Source organism: Paenibacillus jilunlii (assembly GCF_900102965.1).
GTDB classification, from domain to species: Bacteria; Bacillota; Bacilli; order Paenibacillales; family Paenibacillaceae; genus Paenibacillus_AQ; species Paenibacillus_AQ jilunlii.
This window is the reverse complement of the sequence record NZ_FNGM01000012.1, coordinates 101824-115545: the sequence shown is the minus strand read 5'-3', so window position 1 is coordinate 115545 and position 13722 is coordinate 101824. Positions and strand designations below refer to the sequence as shown.

10 protein-coding genes are annotated in these 13722 nt (G+C 52.1%); 9 read left to right on the top strand and 1 reads right to left on the bottom strand.

What is annotated here, in order from left to right:
• Window positions 1-104: 104 nt before the first annotated feature.
• From modA to BLQ82_RS20010, 6 genes are all read left to right on the top strand, one after another.
• Window positions 105-899 carry a molybdate ABC transporter substrate-binding protein gene (gene modA, locus BLQ82_RS20035; protein WP_082722663.1) on the top strand — a complete coding sequence of 265 codons (795 nt, stop codon included), beginning with the start codon at window positions 105-107 and terminating at the stop codon, window positions 897-899.
• 19 nt (window positions 900-918) lie between these two features.
• On the top strand, window positions 919-1581 hold the full coding sequence (modB, locus tag BLQ82_RS20030) for a molybdate ABC transporter permease subunit (protein WP_062523470.1): 663 nt from the start codon (window positions 919-921) through the stop codon (window positions 1579-1581).
• Between the two features lie 210 nt (window positions 1582-1791).
• On the top strand, window positions 1792-2361 hold the full coding sequence (locus tag BLQ82_RS20025) for an RNA polymerase sigma factor (protein ID WP_062523471.1): 570 nt from the start codon (window positions 1792-1794) through the stop codon (window positions 2359-2361).
• On the top strand, window positions 2358-2678 hold the full coding sequence (locus BLQ82_RS20020) for a hypothetical protein (protein ID WP_062523472.1): 321 nt from the start codon (window positions 2358-2360) through the stop codon (window positions 2676-2678). Before BLQ82_RS20025 ends, BLQ82_RS20020 begins: the two co-directional genes overlap by 4 nt.
• 45 nt (window positions 2679-2723) lie before the next feature.
• Window positions 2724-3104: a PLDc N-terminal domain-containing protein gene (locus BLQ82_RS20015; RefSeq protein WP_062523473.1), complete on the top strand. Its 381-nt coding sequence runs from the start codon at window positions 2724-2726 to the stop codon at window positions 3102-3104.
• 6 nt (window positions 3105-3110) lie between these two features.
• Window positions 3111-3506 (top strand): hypothetical protein, encoded by a 396-nt coding sequence (locus tag BLQ82_RS20010; protein WP_062523474.1) that lies wholly within the window; start codon window positions 3111-3113, stop codon window positions 3504-3506.
• A gap of 45 nt (window positions 3507-3551) precedes the next feature.
• On the opposite strand, the gene BLQ82_RS20005 is transcribed toward BLQ82_RS20010, so the two are convergent.
• Window positions 3552-4547 (bottom strand): substrate-binding domain-containing protein, encoded by a 996-nt coding sequence (locus BLQ82_RS20005; RefSeq protein ID WP_062523475.1) that lies wholly within the window; start codon window positions 4545-4547, stop codon window positions 3552-3554.
• A 242-nt stretch (window positions 4548-4789) separates the two neighbouring features.
• Between BLQ82_RS20005 and BLQ82_RS20000 the strand changes: the two genes are divergently transcribed.
• The 3 genes from BLQ82_RS20000 to BLQ82_RS19990 all read left to right on the top strand — a co-directional run bounded on the left by BLQ82_RS20000 (window position 4790) and on the right by BLQ82_RS19990 (window position 13569).
• The gene (locus BLQ82_RS20000; RefSeq protein WP_062523476.1) at window positions 4790-6199 is read left to right on the top strand and encodes a deoxyguanosinetriphosphate triphosphohydrolase family protein; all 1410 of its coding nucleotides are present in this window, start codon (window positions 4790-4792) and stop codon (window positions 6197-6199) included.
• Window positions 6200-6647: 448 nt separating this feature from the next.
• A complete protein-coding gene (locus BLQ82_RS19995) occupies window positions 6648-10892 on the top strand; it encodes a glycosyl hydrolase (RefSeq protein WP_074648443.1) in 4245 nt (1414 codons plus the stop codon).
• Window positions 10893-11796: 904 nt separating this feature from the next.
• A complete protein-coding gene (locus tag BLQ82_RS19990) occupies window positions 11797-13569 on the top strand; it encodes a methyl-accepting chemotaxis protein (RefSeq protein ID WP_062523478.1) in 1773 nt (590 codons plus the stop codon).
• Window positions 13570-13722 lie beyond the last annotated feature (153 nt).

Genomic DNA, 13722 nt, shown 5'->3' with positions numbered 1-13722 from the left:
CATAACTAAATATAAACAAACATAATCAAACACATAGTAAAACAAAAAAAGATATGCTAGAATATCACTCAAATATACAAGATACATAAATGGGAGGAATGGAAATGTTCAAGAAATTAGCAGGGGTAGTAATGGCTGTATTGTTGGCAGTTGCTCTGTCGGTAGTTGCTTTCTCAGCAATGCCTGAAAAGCAGGTGCAGGCGGCCGGCAAGACTGAGATTATTGTGTCTGCCGCAGCGAGCCTGCAGGACAGTCTTGACAAGATTGCCGTTCTGTATGAGAAGCAGCATCCTGATATTGATCTTGTCTTTAATTATGGCGCTTCCGGCACTCTGCAGAAGCAGATTGAGCAGGGCGCACCTGCTGACCTGTTCTTCTCAGCAGGTGATAAGCAAATGAAAGCTCTAGTCGATGGAGGCCTTATCTCTGACAACAAGGAGCTATTGAAGAATCAGCTGGTGCTGGTCGTTCCTTCGAACTCGGCGGCTTCGATTACAGCCATTACCCAGCTTGCGGATAACAGCTTCAAGAAAGTGGCTGTCGGACAACCTGAATCAGTTCCGGCCGGCCAATATGCGCAGCAGTCATTGACAGCGAAGAAGGTATGGGATAAGCTGCAAAGCAAGCTGGTATTTGCCAAGGACGTGCGCCAGGTGCTTTCTTATGTAGAAACAGGGAATGCCGATGCCGGATTCGTGTACAAAACGGATGCCCTCACTTCCAGCAAAGTGAAGATTGCGCTTGCTGTGGGTGCCCATGTACACAAGGCAATCAATTATCCGGTCGGCATTGTGAAGGATTCCAAGCATACGGCGGAGGCCAAAGCCTTTTACCGCTATGTGCAAACCAAAGCGGCGAGCGATATCTTTACAGGCTATGGATTTAAGCTTGCTGAATAAATCAACGGGGTGAGCCGGGATGGAGATCCATTGGACCGATTATTTCGCCCCGGTCTGGCTTTCGGTCAAGATCTCAGTCATAACGAGCATTATTGTCTTTCTGCTGGCGACCCTGGCAGCGAAGGCAATGGCGGGGCGGAGGTTCCCGGGCTACAGCCTGGTTGAAACGGTGCTGCTGCTCCCGCTGGTACTGCCGCCAACCGTGGTCGGATTTGTGCTGCTGGTGATTCTGGGCCGGCGGAGCTGGATCGGGAAGCTGTACGAGCAATTTACGGAGCATACGATCCTGTTTACCTGGGGGGCGGCAGTCATTGCTGCAGTTGTGGTCGCTTTCCCTCTTGTATACCGCACAGTGAAGGCAGGCTTTGAAGGCGTGGAGAAGGATCTGGAGGATGCAGCACGTGCACAGGGAGCCAGTGAGCTTCAGGTGCTTGCGTTTGTCACGCTTCCGCTGGCGGGCCGTTCGCTGGCAGCCGGTTACGTGCTCGGGTTCGCCCGCGGGCTGGGGGAGTTCGGGGCCACCATCATGGTGGCCGGGAATATCCCTGGCCGGACGCAGACCGTCCCCACCGCTATTTACGTGGCCGTCGATGGCGGCAATATGACGCTGGCCTGGCTGTGGGTGTGTTCAATTATCGCCATCTCCGCACTCATGCTGATGTTCGTCAACCGCCGCTCCTGATTGTGGAGTAATATGGGATATCCTATTATATCTAAGAGCAGGACCCTGACAGTGCTAGCACAGGGTTCTGCTTTTTGCTGTGAGTGTTGTGGATGAGTTCGCCTGATGGGGAGGAAGCTCTAATTCTCTTAAGCTCAAATTAATTTGTGAATTTTCGAACAAAGATCCTGATACCTTCGTAATAGGGTATGAAAGGGCGGGCAGAGGAACATGATCACAGATAAGCAGCTCATCGAAGGATACAGGACGGGCAGACGGGAAATGCTTGAACTCCTGGTGGAGAGATACAAGGATGACTTGTACCGGTTCTGCCGCCACCTCACGCTGAATGCCCTGGAAGCGGAGGATTTATTTCAAGAAGTATGGGTGCGGGTCATCCGAAAGCTGGAGCGGTATGATCCGGAGCGGTCCTTTAAGGCATGGCTGTTTCAGGTGACCTTGAATATGTACCGGGACAGCTACCGGAAATGGAAAAAACTCTATGCCCGGCTTGCCGAAGATAAATCCAGCCATGTTCCCTTTTTTGAGCTCAGAGACGGGAGTCCGCTGACAGAGGAGCAGATTCTGCAGAATGAACGGTATGCCCACTTGGAAGAGGGACTTCGCAAGCTGCCGAAGCGGTACTTGGGACCGCTGGTGCTCTATTATTATGAGGAATTTAGCTATGAAGAAATCGGAGAAATGCTGGGTATTCCTGTAGGGACGGTGAAATCAAGGCTGAATCAGAGCAAAAAGCTGCTGCAAAAGGCTGTTGAGCCATGGAGGGAGGAATACCGGTGAGAGAAAAGGAATGGGGAGAGAAGCAGGAGGAGCTGCTGCGGGAGTATTACAGCGGACAGCTTCCGGCTCCAGCGGGACTGTGTGCGGCAACCTTGCGGCGGGTCCGCAGGACTGAGGGAATGAGTAAAGGCGCTGTAGTGCTGGGTGTGCTGGGTGTGCTGACTCTGCTGCTGTTGTGGGGATGTCTGCTGAGCGGCCCGATACCGTTGCTATGGAAACTAACGCTCCTGCTCTCTTTTGGGGCAGCGCCGATTGCTGCAGCCGTGGTAATAGTACTGTATATGTCCAGCAGAGAAGCAGGAAGTGTTCCAAACTAAAGGGGCGTGGAAAAGAGGGATGCAAAGGGGCGGAGGTGGAAGAAAATGAGGAACTTCAAATATTGGGGTTTGCTGGTATTCTGGATCATTACATCCGGCATGCTGATTTTTTTGGCTGTTATAGGCTCCTGGATCATTCCTGATATGGCCGATTTGTTTAGCGAGGACCCGGTCTGGTTCACCACTACAGTAGTGGCAGTGCTGCTGTTTATTGGCTTGTATGTGACTATGGGGGTGTTCATTTATAAGGATTCCTCGCGCAAAAAAATGAACACATGGCTGTGGTTGACCGCAGTCTTCTATATTCCTAATTTTATGGGGGTTGTGCTGTATTTTTATGCCCGGCGGCAAAAAAGTCTGGCTGCAACTGATGTGCACGCACAAATCTGCCCGCACTGCGGACATATTATACATACCGGGGAGTGAACGGGAATGAACACACAAGGGCGCAGGCTGCTTTTGCTGGCACTGATGGGAACCTTGCTGCTTGCGGGCTGCGAAAAACAGTTGATGTATGTAGGCAGCGATACGCCACACCAAATCAAAGCTTCTTACCGGCTGTTGTCCGGCACGGAGAAGAAAACGCTGAAGCTCAAGGAAGGGGATACGCTTTTTTTGAGCTATGCCTCCAAGGTAGAGAAAGGCGAGCTTTCGATAAAGCTGTATGATCCTGACCACAAGCTGTTCAAGGAACTGGAGACGAACAAGGAAGGCGAGGAAGAATTGGAGATACAACAATCCGGCTCCTATAAGCTGGAGATCGTAGGAGCCGATACAAGGGGGAGCTTCAAAGTCAGTTATAAAACCAAAAAAGGGGATTCCGAATAAGCAGGGAAAAAAGGCGCTGGAAGAGGGCTTGCGTCACGTTAAGACTCAGGTCTCGTAGATGACCGCGCCGGTCTCGCTAAGGTCATAGCCGTGAATGGAGCTGAGCTCGTTCTTAAAGGCAGCTGAGCGCAAAATATCGAGAACTGTCCTAATCAGCGTTTCGTGCTCCGGCTTCTTAAGCATCACCAGATCGTACCGTTCCTGTATGAGCGGGATGAAATCAATGCCGTCAATAATCTTGGCGGCTTTTTCTGTGCCGATGCCCACATCGGCTTCACCCCGGGCCACCCTGCCGGCTATGGCAAAATGGCTGTTCTCTTCGACAGCATACCCGCTGATGTGTGAGGAAGGAATGCCATGCAGGCGCAACTGCTCGTCGAGCAGCACCCGTGCCCCCGCCCCGCGTTCGCGGTTGATTATCCGGATTCCGCTCCGCTTCAGATCGGACCAGCTGCGGATTCCCTGCGGATTGCCCTTCTGCACGTAGAAGCCTGCACTTCGCGTCAGCATATGCACTACGATATAAGAAAAGCCAACCAGCAGCCTGCGGATATAGGGCAGGTTGTACTCCCCGCTGTCCCCGTCCAGCAGATGGGTGCTGACAATGTCGGACTCCCCGTGGTACATCGCGATCAGGCTGTCCAGACTTCCGGCATACGACCGCAGCGGACGGAAGGGAGTCTCGCTTCGCTCCAGATGCGTAGCCAGTAAATCCAGCGACATATCCTGACCGGTGATCACCACATTATCGGTGGCGGCTTTGCCGGGTTGTACCTGCTGCTGCGTATGCTGTAAAGATGGGGCGGCTGGGGAGATGAGCAGGGGAGTTTCCGCTGGCGCTGAGACTGGAGCGATACTCCCGTTGATGCCGCTGCGCGAATGCTGCTTGTACGCCTCCAGATCGGAAAGATCCACACGCATCTGCTTGCCGACCCGGTAGGAGGGCAGCTCGCCTTTTTTGATCAGATCATATACCTTAAGCTTGGATATTTTTAATAACCGGGCGATTTCTTCGGTCGTATAGGAAGTATTCTCGGACATGGTAAAGCCTCCTAAAGAATGAACTGCGGCAGTTCTCAAACGCTACGATAGCTCAAGACTAACCTATTTTAAGATGCTGCGCAATTAAAGAACTCGGGAGGCGGAGGGGGAGAGTGCTTTAGGCCGGTGTTTCGCCGTATTTGCCGTCCGGCGGCGGTCCTGTTTCTGTTTTAGAGTGAAAGTTCCGGGGAAAATGACTATAATGAAGTACTAAATACAGATCAAGGATAGGGGCAGCGGATATGACACTAATTGAAAAAAGAGAACACCGGCAATATCCGGAGATCACCCGACTGGAAACCTCTAGAGCCGCATATGAACGCGATTATTCGCGTCTGATCCATTCGCCGACCTTTCGCCGGCTGCAAGGCAAATCCCAGGTGTTCGGCGCAGGCACCGGCGATTATTACCGGACGCGCCTGACCCATTCATTGGAAGTGGCGCAGATTGCCCGTGAAGCGGCCAAAAGCCTGCTGCGCGCCTACCCGGAGGTTGAAACGGGACAAGCGGAGAATCCGGGGCTGGTCATTGATCCGGAGGTGGTGGAGTGTGCTGCCATCGCCCATGACTTCGGCCACCCGCCGTTCGGCCACAAGGGAGAAGAGGTGCTGGACGGCATTTTGGAGCAGCTTGTGGTGAAGAAGACGGCGGAGGCGGTGCGGAAATCCGGTGCAGGCCCGGTCCAGCAGCAGACGATCCGCGAGAATATGAGGCGGAAGTATGAGCATTTTGAAGGCAATGCCCACAATTTCCGGCTGATCATGTTCCTGGAGAAACGGGAGAATATCGACGGGCTGAACCTCTCGGATGCGGTGCTGCTGGGCATTAATAAGTATCCGTTTCCCGGTACGGTATTGAAAAAGGGGATGTATCTGCACGAATGGAACTACATTTCGGACATCCGCAGCCAGTGGGGGATTCCGGATGGGAAGAAAACGCTGGAAGCCCAACTGATGGATCTCTGTGATGATATCGCCTATTCCGCGCATGATCTGGAGGATGGCATTAAGGCCGGTAAAATCGAGGTGCATGAGCACTTCATGCATGATGCGTATATCCAGCGGCTGATCGTAGAGAAGATTACCACCCTGGAGGATGCCTTCTGGACCGGATGGAAGGAAGCCGACATACACATTAAGGTTGAAGAGGTGCTGAGCTCCTTCCTGCGAGTATGGATGGAGAAGATGCCTACCTGCGAGAACGATTATTCCCGCACCCGCCGGGAGGTTAAGGCTTATTGGGTCAGCACCTTTGTGGCCAGCCTTGGTGTCCTTGAGGACGGGAACTGGAAGAAAGTTACCTTCATTAAAGACGGCCGGGAGGATGAGGATATGCTGCGGACGGTCAGCGTGCTCAAAAGCTTCGCCTGGGTCACGATGATCCGTGATCTGCGGGTGCAGCGGCTGCAGAAACGCAGCGAGTGGATTCTGCGCCGTTTGTGGGAGGCGTTTCTGGACCCGGAAACCTCGCGGGCCATTATTCCCAGTGATTGGCTGCAGCGCTTTGAGAAGGATCAGCGGCAGGCCAAGCCGATCTGGACATGGGAGCATATGGTGATTGATTATATCGCCGGAATGACGGATGCTTTTGCCGAGAAAATTTACAATGAGCTGTACGGCCTGAAGGTCGGCTCAATATATGATCTAGACTAGAAGGATTATCGTAAGCCGCGCCTGAATGGGGCGGTTTTTTTCATTCATAAAGTATATTTTGGGGTGATTTTACTAACGGCGGTACAAATTTAAGCAGCCAGCAGGGCTTTTTATAGTCCTGTCTTGTGATTTATAGTCTTTAGTTTGGAATTCTGGTGTTGATTTGCTCTATTTTGTTATTGTTTTGTTATTTATTTTTGTGGGGAGTTATAATAGGCATTTGAAATTCTGACAGTAGGGAATGTGCAGAATACTCCTTGTTTTTACTGAGTTTAATGAAGTCCTTGGTACCAGTCTCTTCTTTATTCAACAGATGAATTATGAAAAATTTAATATGAATTGTATTTTTGTTATTGTTTATTTACAGTTTTGATGCTAATATTGCCAATGTAGTTATTGTGCTTCTTTGGATTTGAAAGCACTTACACTTTCTGAGGAGGATGATTGGATGAAGCGGTTCGAGAAAGGGCTCACAACGCTCCTGACCACTATCATGCTTGTCTCGGCAGCGTCACCTGCGTTTGCTTACGTCAAGCAGGATGAACATTTGGGGACGCACTGGGCGAAGGACAGCATTGCCAAGTGGCAGGGGAACGGAGTGGTTCAGGGTTATCCTGACGGCTCGTTCAGACCGGACAACAAGGTGTCACGTGCGGAGCTGGTCAGCATGGTGAACAAACTGTTCGGCTTCAGTGCTGCGGCGGAGACATCTTTTGCAGATGTGCCGGCCGGGGCGTGGTACGCCAGGGATCTGTCGATTGCCAAGCAGGCCGGTTATTATAAAGGCTTTCCGGACAACAAAGCGAAAGCAGATACACAAGTGACCCGGCAGGATGCGGCTGCCTTGTTGGCAGCGGTTTTTTCGCTTAAACCAACCGCGGGAGCGGCTTCGGCTTCATTCACGGACAATGCGGCTATCAGCGGCTATGCCAAGGAGGCTGTCCAGGCGCTGCAGGGTACGCTCCAAGGTTACCCGGATGGCAGCTTCCGCCCGGATAGTCCGGTTACCAGAGCGGAGACGGTCAGCATCGTCGACAGGCTGGTCAGCCGCTACTACCACACAGCCGGGACTGCTGACGGGGGAGCTGTACAGGGCAACGTGCTGGTCAACCATACCGGAGTTACTCTTAAAGACAGCGTAATTTCGGGCAATTTGTATTTGGCCCCTGGGATCGGCAACGGCGAGGCTTCTCTGGAGAAGGTGACGGTGCAGGGTGACGTGTACATTGCCGGAGGCGGGGAGCATTCCATTCATATGAAGGATGCCAAGCTTGCACTTGTTGTCGTCAACCGCCCGGAAGGCAAGGTGCGGATTGCTGGCGAAAGTGCTACAGCTATCAAGCGGATGGAAATTGAAAGCGCTTCTATAATTGAAATGGATACGGATGCAGTGATTTCCGGGCTTGTAATCGGTGCTGGTGCCGCCGGTACCTCTATTGTGGGCAAGGGTACGATCAGCAGGCTGGATGTCCGTGCAGGATCGGTTGTTCTGAATGGACAGTCTCTTGCTGCCGGTACTTATATAGTGAAAGGCGGAGTGGCATCGCCATGGACTGCAGCCGCCACTCCAGCTCCAAGCCAACCAGCTTCCACACCTGCGCCAGGCAGCGGCAGCGGAGGAACAGAACCGACGGCCACACCTGCTCCCAGCAGCGGCAATGGAGGGACAGAACCGACGGCAACCCCTGCTCCCAGCAGCGGCAATGGAGGAACAGAACCGTCCCCGCGGGTGGTGAATCTCGCGGATGCCGGCGCCTCGTCTGCTACCCGGTCGCTGTTCGTCTATCTGGACGATATCCGGGGCACAGGCACGCTATTCGGGCAGCAGCACGCAACGGACGAAGGCCAATCGATCATGAAACGTGACGGGACGGAATCCGATGTGAAAAATGCCGTGGGTGCGCATCCGGCCCTGTTCGGCTGGGATACACTCAGCCTGGAGGGCAAAGAAAAGCCAGGTGTGGCAGGAGATGTGTATGCCAGCATTGATAATCTTGCTGCCAGCATGAAACATGCTTATGAAGTGGGCGGTGTGCTAACACTAAGCGCCCATATGCCTAACTTTGTGACCGGCGGCGATTTCTATGACCTTAAGGGCTCTGTCGTCTCGCATATCCTGCCCGGCGGCAGCAAGCATGCCGAGTTCAACGCCTTCCTGGATAATATCGCGCTGTTTGCGAATAGTCTGAAGGATGACAGCGGCCGTTCCATTCCGGTTATATTCCGCCCGTTCCATGAACAGAGCGGCAGCTGGTTCTGGTGGGGGCGCGCTTTTACAACAGAAGACCAGTATAAAGAGTTATTCCGGTACACTGTGGAATACCTGCGGGATATTAAGAAGGTCCACAACTTCCTGTACGCATATTCTCCCGGGGGCGGATTTGGCACAAATGAGCAGCAGTATCTCGAAACCTATCCGGGTGACGATTATGTAGATATTCTGGGCTTCGACAGTTACTACAACGGGGAAGGGCAAAGCTGGTTCGACGGCGTTGCCACAGAAGCCGCCACCCTCTCAAAGATTGCCGATGCAAAACACAAGATTGCGGCACTGACCGAATTTGGTTATCAGAACATGAAAGTGGCGGGCAACTCCACTCCGGACTTCTACACCCGTCTCGCTACAGCGCTGAAATCCAACCCGGATGCCAAAAGAATGGCCTTCATGCTGACCTGGGCCGACTTTACTCCTAGCGAGAACTCTTATGTTCCCTATCCGCTCGCTTCAGGACAAGAGCATCAGATGATGGCTGACTTTAAGTCCTTCTTCGACGATCCGTATACACTGTTCAGCGGAGAAATCAACGGAGCTTACACACAAGCTGTTGACACTGCCGGGGAGCAGGTCTTCATGCACATCGCTTCTCCGACTAATCAGGCTACAGTGGCGGAAGGCACAACCCTGATCCGTGTCCGCGTCCTGAACGGGTCACCGGCAAAAGTGGTGTACACGGTGGGTGAATCGGCCCTGGAAACGCCGCTCGTGCTGGACCCGGAAACCGGATTTTATGTCGCGGACTGGTCGCCGGATGCAAAGCTGAACGGCAAAATTGCCGCGGTAACGGTGAAGGTATACAGTGAAGACGGGACTGTATTATTAGAGCAGACGAACTCCGTTTTTGTAAAAATCAGCGAAGTGCTGCTGGGAGCCTATACGTTCGACAACGGCATTGACGGTGTTCAGAGCAACGGCGGCTATCAAGCGGCAGTGGACTCCATCGAGCCGGGGCAGTTCAACGGCAGCGGCGTGCTGAAGGTCAATGCAAGCGGGATGAACCCTGCGGATACCTGGCAGGAGCTGAAGCTGGAGCTTAAGAATGCGAAGTCGGTTATAGACAGCGTCTACCTGACAGATGCAACGCGCGTGAAGCTTGATGTGTGGGTGCCGGCCACCGCGCAGCCGGAGAACGGAAATGCAAGTCTGCAGGCTGTCGTGCAGCTGCCTCCGGATTGGAACGGCAAGTATGGAATCGGAACCACTCAAATTTCTTTTACGGATCTGCCGAAGGAGACCTTTGATGGCGTAGAGTATGTGCATTTCACACCAACAATTGATATGACTAATGCAGCTGCGCTCCTTGCAGCTGACGATATTGCGGTATCCATTGTGGGCAGCGGCCTGGCAAGCGGCAGCATTCCGGTATATATCGACAATATCGGATTATACAGCACTTACGTGGAAACTGGCTCTGACCCGGCTGTGGTCGACGATTTCGAGAGCTATCTGGGCAGTGACGAGGCGCTGAACACGAAATTTGTCCATGCGGGAGGCGATGCGACGGAAACGGCGCTTGACGCGAACAAACATGGCGGCAGCTACGGCATGAAGTATACCTATACACTGGGCGCGAGCGGATATGCCGGCGTGACCAAGGCGCTTAATGTAGACTGGTCCGGCTTCAACGCACTGCAATTCTGGTATAAGCCGGATGCCAAGGGGCAGAAGCTGGTTATACAGATTAATGCAGGCGGGAGCACTTACGAGTACTATCCCGACACTGCCACTGAGCAGGCGGCACTTGTGAATGCAAAGTTTAGTGAATTCGTTCCGGCCAATGGCGCAACAGGAACGCTGACCAGGACCAACCTGAAGGACGTTCAAAAGTTCTCGATCTACACCAATGCCAAGCCGGACGGCACGCAGCTGACATCCTCGATGTACTTTGACGACATCAAAGCGGTTAATGATCCGGATGCCGGAACCGTTCCGGGAGGAAGTGACGGCGGGGGTACCGCTCCCGGGACTCTGTTTGACTTCGAAGGTTCTGAACAAGGCTGGACATTCGGAACGAATACTATGGGTGCAAGCCACTTAAGCTCGGCAACTGACGGCGGCAAGGGAGTACTGAGTGCGGACTATCCGCTTGAAACAGCTGCCGCAAATGTCGTTGACCTGAATTTTGTAGGTGATAAGGATCTGAGTAACGGCAGTACACTGAAACTCCATGTCCGGGTTTCCGCAGGAACCGCTAAAGGCAAGGTGTTCCTGAAAAGTGGAGCCAACTGGGACTGGGCCAATACAGATGAAGTGACCCTGACTGATCAATATCAATGGATTTCGCTTGATCTGAACGGTTTTGACTGGACAGGAAAGGTCAAGATCGACAAAACTATGGTTCGCGCCATGGGCTTGGAAATCTATTCTTCAGACAGTGCGGCTATAGTATATATAGATGACGTAATCCTGGAGTAGCAGTATTTCAGGCAGATATTAGCAGTGCCAGCCGGCTCTGCCTCTACATTGAACCCCGTGCGGCCGCACGGGGTCTTTTTTGTTGTTTAGGAAATTATGATTTCTCTTTATTGTGGATAAATTGTGCATAAACTTGGGGATAAGTATGCGCGAATTCAGCGAATTCACTCAAACGGGTGGAAATCAGCCGGATTCTATAGCCTTTTTTCAACTGGCGTTTGCGAAAAAGCAGGGGAGCAGTGCTAGTTGGAAAAAGGGAACTTATTTCTCTCGGAAATCAACAATTATGAGATTTAAGTGGAAAAAGGGAACTTAATTAGACTATATTACCTAGGTAGGGGCGAAATGTGCTAAATTAGTTACCCTTTTTCCACTTAGCCTGCGGAGAACAGGGCGTTCGAGCAAGTTAGTTATCCTTTTTCCACTTGGAATTGCTGAAGGACAAAGGGGTTAACCCTCGGAAATCTTGCACGGAATACAACAAAGTGTGTCTTAAGCAGGCCGAATGGGTGGACATCTTGTACGATATACAACATTTTGTGTCCTAAGTACGCTAAACGGACAAAAATCTTGTGAATTGAATTGCACAACAATATGGGCGCGACTTCACCAAATGGACGAAAATCCTGCATGTTATACAACAATGCGGATTACGTAACCTTCAGGACCCTATTTACCCGCCAGGGTGATTTTGTTCTTTTTTTGAAAAAAGTACCGGCTGAGCCGTTTTACGTACATCTTACATCCTCCTAATATCCTATTCACATACCTTTTATAGTATAAAATTCTCAGTTCATTCTGCCGAAATAAAGACTAAAGTCTTTATTTGTGCCTATTCGTGAAAATGAAAAGAAACAAATGGAAGCCCATGCTATGTTTTGCAAAAGTTTAAGGAGGCGCAGGTATGAAGAAAGAGCTGGGGATGGAAGGTTCCGCAGGCAGATGGAATGGATTATTGAAGCAGGGTGCAGCAAAAATCAGAAGCAGCATCGCGATTAAAATTGCCTCCGGTTATGTGGTTTTGGCCATTCTGGTTATGGTATTAGGGGGAGTTTCCCTCTATCAGATGAACGGAATGCATAAGAATACGGGGGAAATTGTAGACAAGATGATGCCCGCACTGAATCAGATACATAATATTAATTACTATACAGAACATATTATGTCTATCAGCATACAGCATATTCTCGATACGGAAGGGACGCACAAGGCGGCGCTTGAAGAGGAACGGGATATATATATCCGCAAAACAGCTGATGCCATGAAGAGCTATCAGGCCGGGCTCCGAAAGGACGTGCAATTGCAGCAGTTCCAGGCTCTCAGCAGCAAATGGGATGCGTTCATGACGATTAATGACCAGGCCATCAAGCTTAGCGGCTCAGGCGATGAGGAGCTTGCTTTGGAGGTCTCGCAAAAAGGCATTTCCGCCTTCAGCGCCGTGCAGGTCGATCTTCAGAAGCTGGTGGATTCCAGTCAGGATGAAGCGGAAGATAAGGGAAAACTGTCTTCCGGAATCTTTCATACTGCACAATCTCTAAGTCTAGTCACGGTGCTGCTGGTGCTGATTGTGATCGGAGGAATCAACAGGCTCATCCGGCGTTTGATGATTAATCCGGTCAAGAAAGTGACGGCGCATCTTCAGCGCATCGCTGGCGGAGATTTGACCGCTGAAGATACCCTTATCTCCAACGCGGATGAAATCGGCCTGCTGGCCAAGACGGTGAATGACACCAACCGGACTCTTCATGAAATTGTCGGCAAGATTAGAAGCGTTGCCCAGATCATTGCGGAGCAGAGCGAGGGCTTGCTGAATAATGCGAACCAAACGAAGGAAGGCGGCAGCCAGATAGCCCTAACTATGGAGGAGCTTGCCAAGGCATCGGGAAGCCAGGCCGAGGCGGCTGTTGATGCCTCCCGGGCGGTAGAGGAGCTGAACCGGCTGATTGAGGATTTTGCCGGCAAAGGCATGGAGCTGTCGGAGCATTCCGAGCAGGTCCGGTTGAAGGGCGACAAGGGTAAGCAATTGATGGAAAGCTCTGTGGCACAGATGGGCCAAATAGCCGAGGTGGTATCGCAGTCCATGGAGACGGTGGAAGAGCTGAACCTCAAGAATGAGGGGATATTCCGGCTGGTGGGCTCGATCCGGAGCATCTCGGAACAGACCCATCTTCTGGCAATCAATGCGGCGATTGAAGCGGCCAGAGCGGGGGATAGCGGACGCGGCTTTGCCGTAGTGGCGCAGGAGGTCCGTAAGCTGTCTGAGGATGTGCAGCGGACCGTCTCGGAGATTACCGGGATCACACAGGGCATCCAGGAAGATTCGAGGGAAATGGTTCAGAGGCTGCGCAGCGGTGTGGAGAAAACAGAGGAAGGCAGCCGGCAAATCATTGAAACGGGCGAAGCCCTGGCTGAGATCAATCAGTCCGTCCATGTGATGACCGGTACCATCGATGAGATAGGCAATGATCTGCAGCAAATGACCGGGGCCAGCGAAACGATGAATGAATTCAGCCAGCATATCTCAGCCCTGGCTCAGCAATCGGCGGCCAGTGTCGAAGAGACGTCAGCATCAGCCCATGAGCAGGTCAGTGCGACTGATGAGGTGGCAGCAGGCATCGTACAGCTTCGAACCTTGCTGGCAGAGCTTGAAGAATCAGTGACGCGGTTTCAAGTCTAGCTGGGCTGTAAGCAGCGGATGCTTGCGGGTGAGCGGCTTCTTCGCAAAATATGAAACGGGTGCTGTCCTTGAGAGAGGACAGCACCCGTTTTGGTTTGAAGCGCCGCCGGCCGGTTTGCCCGGAAACAACGGCAGAAATGCCGTTGCTGAAGC

Coding starts and splice junctions, on each gene's coding strand:
- modA (WP_082722663.1), top strand. CDS start 105: ATGTTCAAGAAATTAGCAGGGGTAGTAATGGCTGTATTGTTGGCAGTT.
- modB (WP_062523470.1), top strand. CDS start 919: ATGGAGATCCATTGGACCGATTATTTCGCCCCGGTCTGGCTTTCGGTC.
- BLQ82_RS20025 (WP_062523471.1), top strand. CDS start 1,792: ATGATCACAGATAAGCAGCTCATCGAAGGATACAGGACGGGCAGACGG.
- BLQ82_RS20015 (WP_062523473.1), top strand. CDS start 2,724: ATGAGGAACTTCAAATATTGGGGTTTGCTGGTATTCTGGATCATTACA.
- BLQ82_RS20010 (WP_062523474.1), top strand. CDS start 3,111: ATGAACACACAAGGGCGCAGGCTGCTTTTGCTGGCACTGATGGGAACC.
- BLQ82_RS20005 (WP_062523475.1), bottom strand. CDS start 4,547: ATGTCCGAGAATACTTCCTATACGACCGAAGAAATCGCCCGGTTATTA.
- BLQ82_RS20000 (WP_062523476.1), top strand. CDS start 4,790: ATGACACTAATTGAAAAAAGAGAACACCGGCAATATCCGGAGATCACC.
- BLQ82_RS19995 (WP_074648443.1), top strand. CDS start 6,648: ATGAAGCGGTTCGAGAAAGGGCTCACAACGCTCCTGACCACTATCATG.
- BLQ82_RS19990 (WP_062523478.1), top strand. CDS start 11,797: ATGAAGAAAGAGCTGGGGATGGAAGGTTCCGCAGGCAGATGGAATGGA.